Below are 16,713 nucleotides of genomic sequence, written 5' to 3'. Positions count from 1 at the left end.
ATTGGCATTCGTTATGACCGTTGCGCGAGGTGTCTGCTTGATTAAGGTGCTAGTTGTCGATGACCATGATCTTGTCCGGACAGGCATCACACGCATGCTGGCCGACATTGATGGTCTGCAGGTTGTCGGACAGGCCGATTCCGGCGAGGAATCCCTGAAAAAAGCGCGCGAGCTCAAGCCGGACGTCGTGCTGATGGACGTCAAGATGCCGGGTATCGGAGGTCTGGAAGCGACGCGCAAGATGCTGCGCAGCCACCCGGATATCAAGGTCGTCGCTGTCACCGTCTGTGAAGAAGATCCTTTCCCGACCCGTTTGCTGCAGGCCGGCGCTGCCGGTTACATGACCAAGGGCGCCGGGCTCGCTGAAATGGTCCAGGCCATTCGCCTGGTGTTTGCCGGTCAGCGTTACATCAGCCCGCAGATTGCCCAGCAACTGGCATTGAAGTCATTTCAGCCGCAGGTCAACAATTCGCCGTTCGATCTGCTGTCCGAGCGCGAGATCCAGATTGCCCTGATGATTGTTGGCTGTCAGAAAGTCCAGACCATCTCGGACAAGCTGTGCCTGTCACCGAAAACCGTTAATACCTACCGATACCGTATCTTTGAAAAGCTCTCGATCAGCAGTGATGTTGAACTGGCTTTGCTCGCTGTACGTCACGGCATGGTTGATGCCAGCGCCTGAACATGACCCAGACATTTGATCCAAGTGCATTTCTCGCGACCTGTAGCGGTCGCCCCGGCGTCTACCGTATGTTCGACGCCGAAGCCACACTGCTTTACGTCGGCAAGGCCAAGAACCTCAAGAAGCGTCTTGCCAGCTACTTCCGCAAGACCGGACACGCGCCCAAGACCGGAGCGCTGGTGTCGCGCATCGCCCAGATCGAAACCACCATCACGGGCAACGAAACCGAAGCGTTGTTGCTGGAGCAGACCCTCATCAAGGAGTGGCGGCCCCCGTACAACATTCTCCTGCGTGACGATAAGTCCTATCCCTATGTGTTTCTGTCCGACAACGCCTTTCCGCGGCTGAGCATTCATCGTGGCACCAAGAAGGCCAAGGGTCGTTATTTCGGGCCTTACCCGAGTGCCGGCGCGATTCGCGAGAGCCTCAGCCTGCTGCAGAAGACTTTCCAGGTGCGGCAGTGCGAGGACAGCTACTTCAAGAACCGCACGCGTCCTTGCCTGCAATATCAGATCAAACGCTGCAAAGGGCCGTGTGTCGGGCTGGTCGAGCCTGAGGTGTATGCCGAAGACGTGCGTCACTCGGTAATGTTCCTCGAAGGGCGCAGCAATGCCCTGAGCGACGAGCTGAACGCGTCGATGGAAAAAGCCGCGATGGCGCTCGATTTCGAACGCGCAGCCGAGTTGCGTGATCAGGTGGCCTTGTTGCGCCGCGTCCAGGATCAGCAAAGCATGGATGGCGGCACCGGCGATGTCGATGTGGTCGCCGCGTTCGTCAACCCTGGCGGTGCCTGCGTGCACCTGATCAGCGTGCGGGGCGGGCGGGTGCTGGGCAGCAAGAACTTCTTCCCGCAGGTGGGCATAGAAGAGGAGGTCGGCGAAGTGATGTCGGCATTCCTGGCTCAGTATTTTCTCGGCGGCATCGACCGTGAGCTGCCCGGCGAAGTCATCGTCAATGTCATCAACGACGATTTCCCTGCGTTCGTCGACGCCGTCGAAGAGCTGCGCGGCGTCGAGATGGTCATCAGTCATCGCGTGCGCGGCACGCGGGCGCGCTGGCAGCAAATGGCGGTCACCAATGCCGAGCAGGCGCTGACCGCGCGGCTGGCCAACCGTCAGCATGTTGCGTCGCGGTTCGAAGCGCTGGCCAAGGTGCTGGGTCTCGAAGACCCGCCAATGCGCCTGGAATGCTACGACATCAGCCACTCCAGCGGTGAGGCGACCGTAGCGTCGTGCGTGGTGTTCGGCCCCGAAGGCCCGATCAAGTCCGATTACCGGCGTTTCAATATCGAAGGCGTGACGGCGGGCGACGACTACGCCGCCATGCACCAGGCGTTGACCCGACGTTACAGCCGCATCAAGGCCGGGGAGGGCAAGTTGCCTGACGTGCTGCTGGTGGACGGCGGCAAGGGGCAGATGTCCATGGCGCGCGACGTGCTCAATGAATTACAGGTTCCTGAGCTCATCCTGCTCGGTGTTGCCAAGGGCACCACGCGCAAGGCCGGTTTCGAGACGTTGTACCTGAACGACTCAGCGCATGAATTCACGCTGCCCGGCGACTCTCCGGCCCTGCACCTTATCCAGCAGATTCGCGACGAGGCACACCGTTTCGCAATCACCGGCCACCGTGCCCGCCGCGGCAAGACCCGGCGCACATCGACCCTTGAGGGCGTGGCGGGTGTCGGGCCGACCCGGCGTCGTGATCTGCTCAAACATTTCGGCGGATTGCAGGAATTGTCCCGTGCCAGCATCGATGAAATAGCAAAAGCACCCGGAATCAGCAAAAAGCTGGCAGAGTCGATTTATGCAAACCTGCACAGCGAGTAGAATGCTCGTTCACCTCGTAGCCAGTTGTGCCGATGAATATCCCTAATCTGATCACCGTACTACGCGTTTTACTGATTCCGATCTTCATTTTGTTGTTCTACATGCCTTATCACTGGAGCTACATGGCGGCCAGTGCAGTCTTTGCGTTCGCTGCGGCGACCGACTGGCTCGACGGGTATCTGGCCCGCCGTCTTGAACAAAGCACGCCCTTTGGCGCCTTTCTCGATCCGGTAGCCGACAAGCTGATGGTGGCCGTGGCATTGGTGCTGCTGGTTCAGGCGCATGCCAATCTATGGCTGACGCTGCCCGCAGCGGTGATCATCGGCCGTGAAATCGTAATCTCTGCACTCCGCGAATGGATGGCGGAAATCGGCGCGCGTGCGCAGGTTGCCGTTTCCAATATGGGTAAATGGAAGACGGCGGCGCAGATGCTCGCGCTGGTCATTCTGCTCGGCAACCCGCCGGCCATCACCCTGTGGGTGATTCTCGGCTATGCGCTGCTGCTCATTGCTGCGGGGCTGACCCTGTGGTCCATGGTGCAATACCTGAGAGCCGCGTGGCCGCACCTCAGGACCACTTCAGAAAAAAAATAAGTTTTTGAATCAAAGGCTTGACGCCGCTATCTGAACCGCTATAATAGCGCCCGTCATCAAGACAATGCGGGAATAGCTCAGTTGGTAGAGCACGACCTTGCCAAGGTCGGGGTCGCGAGTTCGAGTCTCGTTTCCCGCTCCAAACATTGATTCACTGAACCCTCCGGGCTTTGTGAATCAGCAAAAAAGACGCCTAGGCGTCTTTTTTCGTTTCTGCGGTATGCATTCCCGGTTTACTTCTCTGTAGTGGATGTCCGCTTGGCCGAAGCAGGTTTTGCGCCCGGGACCGCACAGCTGTTGCTACTGCAACGGCGGCTGCCGTCAGGGTGGGGCAGCCAGGCAAGGTAAGGGCGCGAGCGGCAGAAAAGCCGGTAGCCCAGGTTAAACACTGGCCTCATGAATCGCCATGACAGCGGCGCGACCCATGCACCCAGCCCGGCCGCTCGCCAACTCCAGAGTGTCGCGTCCAGACCCTTGATCCACGTGTCATCGCTGAATCTGGCGTGCAGTAACGACTCCATATCCTCAAGTGTGAATCCCAGTGAAGTGGCGTCAAAGGCGTCATCACGGATATCCACGAACAAAAGCCGCTCAGGCTTTGCATGGGCGCGCAGGGTTCTGACTTCTCGAGCGCAGAGCGGGCAGTCACCATCAAAGTAAAGCGTCAGCGGCCATTCAACTTTCTTGTACATCGCTAGTAGTCTTGTATAGGTTTTTTACACCTTATGCTCAAAAGACCTTGCTGACAATGGGCGGTGGCGGTCATCCGGGCCTTGGGTTTCGAGTACTACCGATCCAAGGGGGGTTTAGCTCCCACTTACCTGACACGCTCCCTGTCTTTCCAGGTCAATGATCTCGAAGCCATCAAAAGTATACCGATGTGTACATTTTAGATTGACGAGCGCTCTGCAAACGTCTAAAAGTATACACCTTGGTACAGTTTTGGCGTTGCCGGTTTCGCTACGAGCGACGGCAAAGCCCAAACGGAATGAGTCATCTTTCAGTGCCAACAGATAGCGAACGATTGAATGCCGTGCAATGCGGTATCGCCGTTTGTGGATAGCCCGCAACAGGTAACTGAGAGATTTTCACTACAAACAATGCTGTTCAAGCGCGTTGCCTGCAGGCGTGCCTGATGGACGGTGAGCGTTTGAATATCAATAACCTGATCACGCTGGAGAATTGCCCATGCACTACGTTAAACAGATGAAGGTGTCCGTGCTTTTGTTGTTGGGATTTCTGGCCGCGGGGTGTGCCAGCCACGAACCGTCCCCTTACTCGGGCATAGAGTCCTCGCTCGAAATGCGGCCTAACGAGCAGGACAGTACCGGGCGTATACCGTTTAAATACACCACCGCAGTCAACTGGAATAAATACGATCAAATCATGCTTGAGCCCGTGGTGATTTACACGGGAGTGGATGCCCAGTTTTCCGGGCTGGAGCGCAAGGACCGCATAACCCTGGCCAACGACATGACGGTCAAGTTCTCCGAGGCCTTGGGGCGACACTTTCGATTCACCGCCACGCCGGGGCGCGGTACGTTGAGGATTCGCCTCACGCTGACCGGGGCCGAGACCACTGTCGCCGGGCTGTCGACGTTCTCCAGATTCGATATCGGCATGGGCTCTTATAACCTGTTTCAGGCGGCCCGAGATCGTAAGGGGACTTTTACCGGCTCCGTGAGTTATGCCGTCGAGATCTACGACGCGTCCACTTCGCAACTGCTGGCGTCCTATGTCACCCGGCAGTATCCGAAGGTCTATGACATCGGCTCAACCTTCGGAAGTCTGTCGGCGGCGCAGGCCGGCATTTCGAGAGGGGCGGACGAGCTGGTCGAGCTTCTGCTCTCGAAGTAGGCAATGTGGCGTGAAGCCCGGCTTGATAACCGGGCTTTTCGATCTGGAAAATTTCTCATGCAGAAAATGTTATTTTTAAATAATTAGATTTAATTTAGATCAGAAATAATAATATTAGCTTATGACCAAATAGAATTATATTTTCGAAATTGATTCCGTTATGTTTGGTTTCAACAGCCTACCCCTTACCTCGGATGGTACCAATCGTGATCAAGATTCTGTGTGTCATGCCGCCAGCCTGCGCAGTGTGACAGGGGCGCTGAAACGCTGACCCCGGTGCAGAATCGTTGGAAGGGAGTTCAACGTATGTTGCCTGTTCAATCCTGCCGTTGCCTTTACTTCTCTCGCCCTGTCATTGACAGGCGCATCGCCTTGCCACTGCTCCGCACCGACTACTCGCCTCACAGCTAGTTCGTTCAGACCGCTAAGTGCCAAACCCGGCCGCAGGCTTTCCTGCATGTCGTTGATCACTTTTAAAACCGTGCATGCCGCGCCGTCCTCAAGACAGCGGGAGTGTCCGATTTCGCGATTTGGATGTGTGGCTGCGATGACAGCCATGTCTGGAGTGGGTATGAAACAAGCCTTACAACGTGCCCGGGTATCGACTGCTGCAATGGGCTACTGCCCATTGGCCTTGGCGATAGGGGGCATGTTGCTGTCAGGGACCATAAGAGCCCAGGAAAACAACACCGACGACCCGCGTACCTTGTCCACTGTGGTGGTCACCGGTAATCGCGGTGCCGAGCAACGCACGGTCACCAGCAGCCCGGTGCCGATCGATGTGGTCAGCGCCAGACAGTTACAGAGCACCGGCAAGCCCGGACTGATGGAAGCCCTGAGCGCTGTGATTCCATCGCTGACCCTGCCGGAAAAAACCGGCTGGGACGCCAGCGGCATTGCCCGTGCGCCCAACTTGCGGGGTCTGAGCGCCGCCGAAGTGCTGGTGCTGGTCAATGGCAAACGCCGTCACACCAGCGCCACCCTGAACATCAACGGCATCAATACCGGGGCTGCCCCTGCGGACCTGGACCTGATCCCCATCAGCGCCATCGACCATGTTGAAGTCCTGCGCGATGGCGCAGCGGCCCAATACGGTTCCGATGCGATTGCAGGGGTCATCAACGTCATCCTCAAGGCTGACACCAGTGGTACCTCGGTGACCAATGCCGGGCTCGGCTATGACGGCAAGAAGCAGACTGTGCAGCAAAGCCTCAACAAGGGGTTCGAGATCGGCGACGGGGGCATTGTGCAACTGGCGCTGGACGCCCGCAGCCAGAATGATGACAACAAGGCCAGCGCCAATGGTTACAGTTACGAGCAGGCCTATGACCTGGCGGGCAAGTCCACGTATGGCGGCTACGGCACGCCAAAGACTAATCTGCTGACCCTGGGGTACAACGCCGAACTGCCCGTCGATGGCAGTCTGAGCCTGTATTCCTTCACCACGTATTCACGTCGTAAGGCCGAGCAGGGGCAGAATTTTCGTCTGCCGACCATCACCAATACCATTACCACCGGGCCTAACGGATATCCGGCGGGATACACGCCGACCTGGTACATCGATGAAGACGATGTTCAGGCAGCATTGGGCGGCAAGGGCGCCGTCGGCGAATGGGATTGGGACCTGTCCAGCACTTATGGGCGCAACGCAGCCGAGCAGGGCACTACGCACAATCAGAACCCGTCCCTGGGTGAAGCCACACCCAACCGCTTTACTTCCGGCACGTGGATATCCACCGAACTGACCACCAATCTGGACTTTAAGCGCGGCTTCGACATCGGTCTGCAAAAGCCTCTGGATGTGTCCTATGGCCTCGAGCATCGGCGTGAGACGTACGAGGTGCAGGCCGGTGACTATGAATCCTATGCCAATGGCGGCTACTGCATTGCGCCGGGCAACTGCGCGTCTTCCGGAGCGCAAGTCACCAACGGTATTTCCCCTGACGAAGAAAACAGCGCCTCGCGTAACAGTGTCGCCAGTTATGTCGACGTGGGCTTCAACCCTGTACCGGACTGGTACGTTGGCAGCGCATTTCGCTACGAGCATTACAATCAGGGCGTGGGCGCGACCCGCAGCGGCAAGCTGACCACGCGTTACTATTTCACTCCCCAATTCGCCGTACGTGCCACTGTCAGCAATGGCTTCCGTGCGCCGTCTCTGGCCAACAGCCTGTTCAGTGCACGCTCGACCACGTATGGCGTGGTGGACGGGGTCTATCAGTCCATCAACTACGGCGTGTTGCCGACCGGGTCGGGGGCCGCGAAGGCGCTGGGCGCGGAGGACCTCAAACCGGAGCGCTCGACCAACTTCAGCCTGGGTTTCACGCTCACACCGACCGAGCGCCTCACGCTGAGCGCCGACGCCTACGTGATTAATCTGCGTGACCGCATCACGCTGACCGGCACCTTGCTGGGCGATGAGGTCACGCAGGTGCTGCTCAACAATGGCATCGACTCGACGTCGGGTGGCCAGTACTTCATCAACGGTGCCGACACCCGTACCAAGGGGTTGGACCTGGTCAGCAATTACAGTCAGGACCTGGGGCCGTACGGGGCATTGAAGTGGACGGCGGCGTTCAACTGGAACCAGACGAAGATCCTCAGCTACAAGGAATCCACCTCGATTCTCGGTACGTCCTATGAACTGATGGACCGCGAAGCGCGCAATCTGATCACCGGTGTGCAGCCGCGCACCAAGCTGATTCTGGGCGGTGACTGGAGTATCGAGCGCTTCAACCTGAATCTGGCGCTGACCCGCTACGGCGCTTACAAGGAGGTCAATTCCTCAGCCAATCGTGATCTGGACCGGGTGTACGGCACCAAATGGATCACCGATCTGGACCTTGGCTACAACCTCAGCAAAAACCTCAACGTCGCCGTCGGGGCCAAGAACCTGTTCGACGTCTATCCCAAAAAGCAGGGGATTCCCAGCAGCACCATGGTCAGCAGCTACGGCACCTATTCGCCCTACGGTTTTACTGGCGGCTATTACTACACCCGGCTGACTTACGCCTTTTAAGGCCAGCACCTGACAACCCAATATTGCGTGCGAGGAACCACTATGCCCATTGTCGCCAAACCCTATGACTTCATTGATGAGCCCAGTCATTATCCGCTTCCTCAGAGCCGCGTAGCACCGCCGCCGATAAAGGCGTTGCAGGTCGTTCCCGCCCGGCATCCCGGTCGCTGGATCGGGTCGATATTCGCGGCGCTTGTGCTGCTGGCCATTGTGCACTCGCTGGCGACCAACCCGCGCTGGGAGTGGGGCGTCTTCGGCCAGTGGTTCTTCTCGCCATCGGTGCTGCGCGGCCTTGCGCAGACGCTTCTGTTGACGCTGCTCAGCACGCTGTTCAGCATCATTCTCGGCACGGCGCTGGCGTTGGCGCGCCTGTCGGGCTCGCCGCTGCTGGCGGCACTGGCCTGGGGCTACATCTGGTTTTTCCGCTCGATGCCTGCGCTGTTGGTGTTGATCATCCTCTACAACTTCGCCTACCTGTACGACCACATCGTACTCGGGGTGCCGTTCACCCAGCTGGTCTTCGCCGAGTGGTCGACGGTGGACGTGCTCAGTCAGTTCACCGTTGCGGTACTGGGCTTGAGCCTGATGCAGTCGGCCTATACCGCAGAAATCATTCGTGGCGGGCTGATCGGTGTCGATGCCGGTCAGCATGAAGCTGCTGCGGCACTTGGCCTGCCTGCGTCGCGGCGAATTTTCCGGATCATTCTGCCCCAGGCGTTGCGCTCGATTCTGCCTTCGGGTTTTAACGAGATCATCGGTCTGGTCAAGGGAACATCCATTGTTTACGTGCTGGCCTTGCCGGAGCTGTTCTACACCGTGCAGGTCATCTACAACCGCACCCAGGCAGTGATTCCGTTGCTGATCGTGGCCACCGTCTGGTACCTGATCATCACTACGGTGCTGACCAGTGCCCAGTATTACGTCGAACGCCACTTTGCCCGTGGCTCGGCACGTGTACTGCCGCCGACACCCTTGCAGCGCCTGCGCGGCTGGCTCCATGCCAGCGCTTCCGGGGAGAAGCACCATGAGTGAGGCCTCCACGCCAGTGCGCGCAGGGCGCATTCAGATTCAGGGCGTGGGCAAGCGCTTTGGCAGCCAGCAGGTGCTCAAGGACATCGACCTGAGCATCGAGCCGGGCAAGGTCACGGTGATACTCGGTCCTTCCGGTTCCGGCAAGTCCACGCTGCTGCGCACTATCAACCACCTGGAAAAGATCGACAGCGGGTACATCACCATCGACGGTGATTACGTTGGCTATCGTCGCAAGGGCGACCTGCTCTATGAACTCAAGGAGCGCGAGATTCTCAAGCGGCGGATCGAGGTCGGCTTCGTGTTCCAGAATTTCAACCTGTTCGCGCACCTCACTGCCTGGGAAAACATCGCCGAGGCGCCTTTGGCCCACAAACGCTGGAGCAAGTCCGAGGCCCGGGCCAGGGCAAGTGAACTGCTCGCCAGGGTTGGTCTGGCAGACAAGACAGATGCGTACCCGCGCCAGCTTTCCGGTGGTCAGCAACAGCGTGTCGCCATCGCCCGCGCGCTTGCGCTGGACCCCAAGGTCCTGTTGTTCGATGAGCCCACCTCAGCCCTTGACCCCGAGCTGGTCGGCGAGGTGCTGGACGTCATCAAGGGCCTGACGCAGTTGGGCGTCACGCTGGTGGTGGTCACTCATGAAATCGGCTTCGCCCGTGAGGTGGCAGACCATGTCGTGTTTCTCTGCGAGGGCCGACTGATCGAGCAGGGGCCGCCGGAACAGGTGTTCCATCAACCTCGACATCCTCGCACGGCTGCCTTTCTCGGCAAGGTGCTATGACTTTCCCGCTATCAAGGAGTGACCACTGATGTTCATCAATAGCGCCCGTGTGGCCTTGCTGACGCTAGCTGTCAGCGTCGCCCACAATACGTTGGCGTCGACCGCGCAACCGGTCGATCTGAGTCCCGACCGGCCACGCATTCATGTGCCGCGTAACGAGGCGGCCATCGCACAGATCCCGGCGGGCTTCAAGTTCGCCCAGCCTGGCAAGTTCACCGTGGCCGTCTCCGGTGTTGCGGGGCCACCGTTGGCGCTGCTGGCCAACGACGACAAAACCACTATCGGCAGCGAGGCCGATACCGCGCAACTGGTAGCGGATAGCCTGGGCTTGCAATTGAACGTGGTGCAGACCAGTTGGGAGGACTGGCCGCTGGGCGTCAGTTCGGGAAAATACGACGCGGTGATCAGCAATGTCACAGTCACTGAAGCACGCAAGAAACGCTTCGATTTCGCCACTTACCGTCAGGACGTCCTGGGCTTCTACGTGAAAGCCAACAGCAAAATCAGCGAGATAAAACAGGCGTCGGACATTGCCGGGCTGAAAATTATCGTCGGCTCCGGCACCAATCAGGAAAAGGTTCTGCTGGCGTGGAACGAAGCGAATGAAAAGGCCGGTATCAAGCCTGCGCTGTTGCAGTACTTCGATGATCAGGCGGCCGCACAACTTGCCATTCAGTCGGGTCGCAGTGATGCGCTGTTCGGGCCCAATTCGATATATGCCTATTCGGCCGCGATTACTGGCGGCATCAAGCGGGTAGGCACGGTTAATGGCGGCTGGCCGCTGCAGGCGGATATCGCCGTGACCACGCGCAAGGACAACGGCCTGGTCAGGCCGATTCACACCGCCCTGGAAGGAGCGATTGCCGGCGGCCAGTACGAGCAGGTGCTCAAACGCTGGGGGCTGGATGTGGAGCGCGTCGACAGGTCGTTGATCAACCCGCCCGGCTTGCCGGACTGAAGCGTTGAAGGGAGCAAACGATATGGGACTGACACGACGTGAAGCGCTTTCCAGTATCGCTGCCGTGGGCGGCGAGACCGCCGTCAAGGATGCGCTTGCGGTACTGGGGCTGGGGCCTTCATCACATCGACGGCCACAGCCTCTGAAACTCGGCGACGGTCTGGGGCAGGGCACGCGCGTGCTGGTGCTGGGGGCAGGCATTGCCGGGCTGGTCACGGCACTGGAACTGAAGCGCGCAGGTTTTGCCGTGCAAGTGCTGGAAGCCCGTGAGCGAGTGGGTGGCCGTAACTGGACGCTGCGCAACGGCGATCGGGTGGAGTACAAGGACGGCCGCTCACAGACCGCAAGCTTCGATTCAGGGGTGTATTTCAATGCCGGTCCGGCGCGCATTCCCAGCCAGCATCGGACGTTGCTCGACTACTGCAGTGAACTGGGTGTGCCGCTTGAAGTACTGGTCAACAGCAGCCATGGAGCACAGGTACGCCCGGACCTGCAACGCCCCGCGTTCACTGTCGGCCAGGCGATCAATGACGCTCGCGGCCATCTTTCCGGTTTGCTGGCCAGGGCGGTGCAGCGCGACGCGCTGGACGATGTGTTGAGTGGCGAGGAGCGTCAGCGGCTGTTGGCGTTCTTGCAGGTGTATGGCGACCTTTCGCAGGAGCTGGCGTACGAGGGCAGCCTGCGCTCCGGGCATCAAACGTCGCTTTCTCATCCAGGAGCCTTGCCGAGCAGTGCGCAACCGGTGGCGCTGGATCGCTTGCTGCACCCCGAATTATGGGGCGCGCTGCTGCACACCGAATTTCCCGAGTTTTCCGCGACCATGTTTCAACCGGTCGGTGGCATGGACCGGATCACCGACGCCTTTTACCAGCGCCTCACCGACCAGGTGCAACTGGGCGCGCAGGTACGGCAGATTCGTCAACTGGAAGACGGCGTGGCAGTTACCTATCACGACAGATACAGCGGTCGCGAGCATGTGGTGCGCGCCGACTATCTGGTGTCAACCCTGCCACTGCCCTTGCTGGCCAGACTGGACACCGATTTCAGTGAGCCGGTCAAGGCGGCCTTGCTCAGCACTCGCAACGATCAGGCGACCAAGGTGGCCTGGCAATCTCCGCGTTTTTGGGAAACCGACTACCGCATCTACGGCGGGTTGTCCTGGATCGACCATCCGGCGCGGCTGTTGTGGTATCCCAGTAACGATTTGAACACCCGTGGAGGCCTGCTGGTGGCGGGTTATGTAACCGGGGAGGGGGCCGCTGCGTTCGGTGCGCAACCGTTCGACACACAATACGCTGCTTCCAGAGAAGCGGTAGAGCTGCTGCATCCAGGGTATTCGCGGCAGTTGCGCAACCCGCTGGCCGTGTCCTGGGAGCAGATCCCTTACAGCGAAGGCCCTTGGTTGCAACGCGAACATTTTCCGGCCGCTGCCAGTGCGTTGCTGGACGAGCCCCATGGTCGTGTGTACTTCGCCGGTGACGGACTGGTGCAAAGCGGAGTCGGCATCTGGCAGGAGTCGGCGGCCAACTCGGCGCGACATGTGGTGGCGCAACTGGCCGAGCGAGTGACGCAATTGCGGCAGATTTCGACCCTTGCCGCGTCATGACGTGCAACTGCACGACCCCGTCGTTTTACGTAACCCTTATTCCTGAATTTCCATTGAAGGAGAGACACCATGAGCGACAGCATTCAACGCACCAGCGTCGGCGATTTTCCGATCTCGCAAACCGTGACAGTGCCAGCCTCGACCAGCCTGGTATTCGTCAGCGGCACCTTGCCTGACCTTGCCGACCCGAAGGCTCCGGCGGGTACGCCGGCAGCCTATGGCAACACCGAAGTACAGACCGTTTCGGTATTCAACAAACTGCGCAGAATCCTTCAGCAACAGGACCTCGATCTGGGCGATATCGTACAGTTGCGGGTATTTCTGGTCGGTGCCGAGGAAACCGCCGGCAAGCTGGATTTTGCCGGGCTGCAGGCCGGTTACACGCAATTTTTCGGCACGCCGGAACAACCTCTCAAACCCGCGCGCACGGCGTTGCAGGTGGTGGCGCTGCCATTGCCTGGCGCGTTGATCGAGGTCGAAGCGATAGCGGCCAGACCGGCTTGATCGCGCGCTGTCAGCTTGCGTGTCGGGCAGCGATCAGCGCCGCCCGGCGCGGGTACTCACGTCCACCCATACCGCCAGCACCAGAATGCCGCCCTTGACGATCATCTGCCAGTAACTGTCGACGTCGAGCATCGACATGCCGTTGTCGAGACTGGTAATCACCAGTGCGCCGAGCAGGGCGCCGTAGACAGTGCCTGAACCACCGCGCATCGATGTGCCGCCGATGAAGCATGCGGCGATGGCGTCGAGTTCGCCCATGTTGCCTGCCGAGGGTGAGCCGGCGGCCAGGCGTGCTGTATTGACCAGCCCGGCGAACGCGCACATCACGCCCATGATGCCGAAGATCCATAGCTTCACGGCCTGTACGTTGATGCCGGACAGGCGCGTGGCCTCCATGTTGCTGCCGACGGCGTAGACGCGGCGTCCGAATACCGTCTGGCTGGTGACGTAGCTGAATACGCCGAGCAGGACCAGCAACAGCAACACTGGAACAGGGATTCCGTCGTAGCTGTTGAGCACATAGACAAAGCCGCCCAGCACGGCGCCGATCAACACCACACGCAACACATCACGAATCAGCGAATGCGCTGCCAGGCCGTGCAGCGCTCTGTTGCGCCGTTGTTTCCAGGTCAGGAACAGCGTCAGCGCCAGCAGCAGAATCCCGAGCCCGGTGCCGACCGCATGTGGCAGATAGCCCTGGCCGATATAGACCAGCGACGGCGACACCGGGGCGATGGTCGTGCCGCCAGTGATCCCCAGCAGAACGCCGCGAAACGCCAGCATGCCACCCAGCCCGACGATGAACGAGGGGATCCGCAGGTAGGCGGTCATATAGCCGTTGGCGAGGCCGATCATCAGGCCGCACAGGGCCACCACACTCAGGTTTGCCAGTAGCGGGACGTGGTAAACGACATCCAGAATCGCCGCCAGGCCACCGAGCAGGCCAAGCAATGAGCCTACCGACAGGTCAATCTCGCCGCTGATGATCACCAGCACCATGCCGCAGGCCAGAATCCCGGTAATGGACATCTGGCGCAGCAGGTTGGACAAGTTGCGCGGGGTGAGGAAGCCGCCCTCGGTCTGCCAGCTGAAGAACAGCCAGATAACGGCGATGGCAATCACCAGCGCGAGCATTTTGTAGCGGGTAAAGAATTGTTTGACCTGGTTCATCTACGCGGTCTTCCGGGCATTATTGTGAGGGGCATCGGAGTGGCTGAGTGCAGCGGCGAGGACCTGCTCCTGAGTCAGGTCATGGTTGATGAAGTCGCCGCGCAACTGGCCGTCGCCAATCACCAGCACACGGTCGGACACGCCCAGCACTTCGGCCAGCTCCGAAGACACCATGATGATCGACACGCCCTCGGCTGCCAGCGCGCCCATCAGCTTGTAGATCTCGTACTTGGCACCGACATCGACGCCGCGGGTAGGCTCGTCGAGAATCAGAACGCGCGGGCGGGTGAGCAGCATCTTCGCCAGCACGGCTTTCTGCTGATTGCCGCCTGACAGGCTGGTGATTGGCAAAAACGGGCTGGCGGTCTTGAGGTGCATGCGCGAGATTTCCCGGTCGATACTGCCCAGTTCGGCTTCAGCGTCGATGCGGGTCATGTTCGAGTAGCTGTCGAGGACCGCGAGGGTGATGTTCTGGCCGACGCCCAGGTCCGGAATGATGCCCTGGCGCTTGCGGTCTTCAGGGACCATGCACACGCCGGCGCGGATCGATTTGAGCGGCGTGCGCGTGTCGATCGCCTGGCCATTCAGCCACACTTCACCGCTGTACCGACCGGGGTAGGCGCCGAACAGGGCGGATACCAGTTCGGTACGGCCCGCGCCCACCAGCCCGGCGATGCCGAGGATTTCCCCGCGCCTGAGGAGGAATGACACGTCGTCGACGCGCTTGCGCCTGGGGTTATCGACGTCGTAGCAGGTGATATGCCGCGCTTCGAAAATCACCTCGCCGACATCATGCGGCTCGGTGGGGTAGAGGTTGCTCATTTCGCGTCCGACCATCTGGGTGATGATCTTTGGAATGTCCATGTCCGCCATTGCAGTGGTGGCGATATGTTTGCCGTCGCGGATGACGGAAACGGTGTCGCACACGGCGGCCACCTCATCGAGTTTGTGCGAGATGTACACGCACGCGACCCCCTTGGCCTTCAGGTCGTGAATGATGTCCAGCAACACCTCGATTTCGGAGCGGGTCAGGGCCGAGGAGGGCTCGTCGAGAATCAACAGGCGCGCCTTCTTGTTCAGCGCCTTGGCGATTTCCACCAGTTGCTGGTAGCCGCCGCCATACTGCGAAACCGGCAGCGCCACGTTCATGTCAGGCACTTTGAGTTCACGCATCAGCGACTCGGCGCGGTGCATCATGGCCGGGTAATTCATGCGCCCGCCGGGGAGCGTCAGCTCGTGGCCCATAAAAATGTTTTCGGCCACCGACAGGTCCGGGACCAGCGTCAGTTCCTGATGGATGATGACGATCCCGGCCGCTTCCGTTTCACTGATCGACTGTGCCTTGAGCGGTTGGCCGTCCCACAGGATTTCGCCCTCCCAGGTGCCGTAGGGATAGACCGCCGACAGGACTTTCATCAAGGTGGATTTGCCCGCGCCGTTCTCGCCGCACAGGCCGACGCACTCGCCGGGCTTCACTGTGATATCGATGCCGTTGAGCGCTTTTACACCGCCAAAGGATTTGACGATGCCGTTCATTTGCAACAGGTAGTCAGACATGGCGCAGGGCTCTACGAAGGTGTGAAGGCTTGCCCTGAGCGGCGACCCGGCTAAACCGCAGGGTCGTGCTCTGGCTTTCAGCGACGTATCAACGATCGAGGCTCATTGCCCGTCAATCTGCGCCTTGGTATAGAACCCGTCTTTCTCCAGCAGGTCGATGTTGTCCTTGGTCAGCAAGGTCGGGGTCAGCAGCATGGTGTCGACCTTCTTCATGCCATTGTCCGACTGTGAGTCAAACTTCGGCTTCTCATCGTTGCGCACCAGTTGCACAGATAGCTTGGCGGCTTCCGTGGCAATCAGTTTCAGCGGCTTGTAGACAGTCATGGTCTGCGTGCCATCGATGACCCGCTTGACCGCCGCGAGGTCCGCGTCCTGACCCGAGATAGGGACTTTGCCGGCCAGTTTCTGTGCGGCGAGGGCCTGAATCGCGCCGCCGGCAGTGGCGTCGTTGGAGGCGACGATGCCATCGATCTTGTTGTTATTACGCGTCAGGGCGTTTTCAACAATGCTCAGGGCTTCGGTAGGGTTCCACTCCTTTACCCACTGCTGGCCGACGATCTTGATATCACCTCTGTCGATAGCCGGTTGCAGCGCCTTCATCTGGCCTTCGCGCAGAATCTTGGCGTTGTTGTCGGTGGGCGCGCCGCCCAGCAGGAAGTAATTGCCCTTGGACGCTGCTTTCAGCACGCCGTTGGCCTGCATCTCGCCGACTTTTTCGTTATCGAAGGAAATGTACGCGTCGATATCGGCATTGAGGATCAGCCGGTCATACGACACCACCTTGATCCCGGCCTTCTTGGCCTCGGCAACGGCGTTGGTCAGCACGGTGGCGTTGAACGGCACGATGACGATCACATCGACGCCGCGAGAGATGAGGTTTTCTATCTGCGAGATCTGTTTCTGTTCATTGGCATCCGCTGATTGCACGAAGACCTTGGCGTCGAGCTTTTCCGCCGCCGCAACGAAGTAATCACGGTCGCGTGACCAGCGTTCCAGACGCAGGTCATCAATGGAAAAACCTATTTTCGGGTGCGCAGAGTCAGCCATCACCGGCAGGGACAGCAAGGCCAGCGCGCTGGCGAGCAGCGTACGTTTCAGGGTGTTCATAGGGTGCGTCCTTTTATTGTTGTT

14 protein-coding genes and 1 tRNA gene are annotated in these 16,713 nt (G+C 59.6%); 11 read left to right on the top strand and 4 right to left on the bottom strand.

The window, feature by feature from the left end; all coding sequences use genetic code 11:
- Positions 1–37 precede the first annotated feature (37 nt).
- The 4 genes from gacA to KUIN1_RS14670 all read left to right on the top strand — a co-directional run bounded on the left by gacA (position 38) and on the right by KUIN1_RS14670 (position 3,243).
- Complete coding sequence (gene gacA, locus KUIN1_RS14685) at positions 38–682, top strand: response regulator transcription factor GacA (RefSeq protein ID WP_002553344.1); 645 nt, start codon at positions 38–40, stop codon at positions 680–682.
- 2 nt (positions 683–684) lie between these two features.
- Entirely contained in the window at positions 685–2,508 is a 1,824-nt protein-coding gene (gene uvrC / locus KUIN1_RS14680) for an excinuclease ABC subunit UvrC (RefSeq protein WP_003400849.1), read from the top strand.
- A 32-nt stretch (positions 2,509–2,540) separates the two neighbouring features.
- On the top strand, positions 2,541–3,101 hold the full coding sequence (gene pgsA / locus KUIN1_RS14675; protein WP_011268070.1) for a CDP-diacylglycerol--glycerol-3-phosphate 3-phosphatidyltransferase: 561 nt from the start codon (positions 2,541–2,543) through the stop codon (positions 3,099–3,101).
- 66 nt (positions 3,102–3,167) lie between these two features.
- Positions 3,168–3,243 (top strand) — tRNA-Gly (locus KUIN1_RS14670).
- Positions 3,244–3,334: 91 nt separating this feature from the next.
- Here KUIN1_RS14670 and KUIN1_RS14665 read toward each other — a convergent pair.
- Entirely contained in the window at positions 3,335–3,793 is a 459-nt protein-coding gene (locus KUIN1_RS14665) for a thiol-disulfide oxidoreductase DCC family protein (protein ID WP_011268069.1), read from the bottom strand.
- Positions 3,794–4,289: 496 nt separating this feature from the next.
- On the opposite strand from KUIN1_RS14665, the gene KUIN1_RS14660 reads away from it, so the two are divergent.
- The 7 genes from KUIN1_RS14660 (at position 4,290) to KUIN1_RS14630 (ending at position 12,855) form a co-directional block, all read left to right on the top strand.
- Complete coding sequence (locus KUIN1_RS14660; protein WP_011268068.1) at positions 4,290–4,958, top strand: DUF3313 domain-containing protein; 669 nt, start codon at positions 4,290–4,292, stop codon at positions 4,956–4,958.
- A gap of 571 nt (positions 4,959–5,529) precedes the next feature.
- Positions 5,530–7,977: a TonB-dependent receptor plug domain-containing protein gene (locus tag KUIN1_RS14655; RefSeq protein WP_024651092.1), complete on the top strand. Its 2,448-nt coding sequence runs from the start codon at positions 5,530–5,532 to the stop codon at positions 7,975–7,977.
- Between the two features lie 42 nt (positions 7,978–8,019).
- Positions 8,020–9,009 (top strand): amino acid ABC transporter permease, encoded by a 990-nt coding sequence (locus tag KUIN1_RS14650; RefSeq protein WP_011268066.1) that lies wholly within the window; start codon positions 8,020–8,022, stop codon positions 9,007–9,009.
- A complete protein-coding gene (locus tag KUIN1_RS14645; protein ID WP_011268065.1) occupies positions 9,002–9,787 on the top strand; it encodes an amino acid ABC transporter ATP-binding protein in 786 nt (261 codons plus the stop codon). Before KUIN1_RS14650 ends, KUIN1_RS14645 begins: the two co-directional genes overlap by 8 nt.
- Positions 9,788–9,815: 28 nt before the next feature.
- Complete coding sequence (locus KUIN1_RS14640) at positions 9,816–10,745, top strand: ABC transporter substrate-binding protein (protein WP_011268064.1); 930 nt, start codon at positions 9,816–9,818, stop codon at positions 10,743–10,745.
- Between the two features lie 22 nt (positions 10,746–10,767).
- Positions 10,768–12,351, top strand: coding sequence for a flavin monoamine oxidase family protein (locus KUIN1_RS14635; protein WP_116886646.1), 1,584 nt, complete (start codon positions 10,768–10,770; stop codon positions 12,349–12,351).
- A gap of 69 nt (positions 12,352–12,420) precedes the next feature.
- Entirely contained in the window at positions 12,421–12,855 is a 435-nt protein-coding gene (locus KUIN1_RS14630) for a RidA family protein (protein WP_024638593.1), read from the top strand.
- Between the two features lie 33 nt (positions 12,856–12,888).
- Here KUIN1_RS14630 and KUIN1_RS14625 read toward each other — a convergent pair whose 3' ends face one another.
- The 3 genes from KUIN1_RS14625 to xylF form a co-directional block, all read right to left on the bottom strand.
- Positions 12,889–14,025 carry a sugar ABC transporter permease gene (locus KUIN1_RS14625; protein WP_003400873.1) on the bottom strand — a complete coding sequence of 379 codons (1,137 nt, stop codon included), beginning with the start codon at positions 14,023–14,025 and terminating at the stop codon, positions 12,889–12,891.
- Complete coding sequence (xylG, locus tag KUIN1_RS14620; RefSeq protein ID WP_011268061.1) at positions 14,026–15,582, bottom strand: D-xylose ABC transporter ATP-binding protein; 1,557 nt, start codon at positions 15,580–15,582, stop codon at positions 14,026–14,028.
- 102 nt (positions 15,583–15,684) lie between these two features.
- Positions 15,685–16,689 carry a D-xylose ABC transporter substrate-binding protein gene (gene xylF / locus KUIN1_RS14615; RefSeq protein ID WP_116886647.1) on the bottom strand — a complete coding sequence of 335 codons (1,005 nt, stop codon included), beginning with the start codon at positions 16,687–16,689 and terminating at the stop codon, positions 15,685–15,687.
- Between the last annotated feature and the right edge of the window lie 24 nt (positions 16,690–16,713).

This window comes from Pseudomonas sp. KUIN-1 (assembly GCF_009176725.1).
In the GTDB taxonomy this organism is placed as follows: Bacteria; Pseudomonadota; Gammaproteobacteria; order Pseudomonadales; family Pseudomonadaceae; genus Aquipseudomonas; species Aquipseudomonas fragariae.
This window is presented reverse-complemented; position numbering and strand designations above follow the sequence as displayed.

Coding starts and splice junctions, on each gene's coding strand:
- pgsA (WP_011268070.1), top strand. CDS start 2,541: ATGAATATCCCTAATCTGATCACCGTACTACGCGTTTTACTGATTCCG.
- KUIN1_RS14640 (WP_011268064.1), top strand. CDS start 9,816: ATGTTCATCAATAGCGCCCGTGTGGCCTTGCTGACGCTAGCTGTCAGC.
- KUIN1_RS14630 (WP_024638593.1), top strand. CDS start 12,421: ATGAGCGACAGCATTCAACGCACCAGCGTCGGCGATTTTCCGATCTCG.
- xylF (WP_116886647.1), bottom strand. CDS start 16,689: ATGAACACCCTGAAACGTACGCTGCTCGCCAGCGCGCTGGCCTTGCTG.
- KUIN1_RS14660 (WP_011268068.1), top strand. CDS start 4,290: ATGCACTACGTTAAACAGATGAAGGTGTCCGTGCTTTTGTTGTTGGGA.
- KUIN1_RS14645 (WP_011268065.1), top strand. CDS start 9,002: ATGAGTGAGGCCTCCACGCCAGTGCGCGCAGGGCGCATTCAGATTCAG.
- KUIN1_RS14655 (WP_024651092.1), top strand. CDS start 5,530: ATGAAACAAGCCTTACAACGTGCCCGGGTATCGACTGCTGCAATGGGC.
- KUIN1_RS14650 (WP_011268066.1), top strand. CDS start 8,020: ATGCCCATTGTCGCCAAACCCTATGACTTCATTGATGAGCCCAGTCAT.
- KUIN1_RS14665 (WP_011268069.1), bottom strand. CDS start 3,793: ATGTACAAGAAAGTTGAATGGCCGCTGACGCTTTACTTTGATGGTGAC.
- KUIN1_RS14625 (WP_003400873.1), bottom strand. CDS start 14,025: ATGAACCAGGTCAAACAATTCTTTACCCGCTACAAAATGCTCGCGCTG.
- KUIN1_RS14635 (WP_116886646.1), top strand. CDS start 10,768: ATGGGACTGACACGACGTGAAGCGCTTTCCAGTATCGCTGCCGTGGGC.
- uvrC (WP_003400849.1), top strand. CDS start 685: ATGACCCAGACATTTGATCCAAGTGCATTTCTCGCGACCTGTAGCGGT.
- xylG (WP_011268061.1), bottom strand. CDS start 15,582: ATGTCTGACTACCTGTTGCAAATGAACGGCATCGTCAAATCCTTTGGC.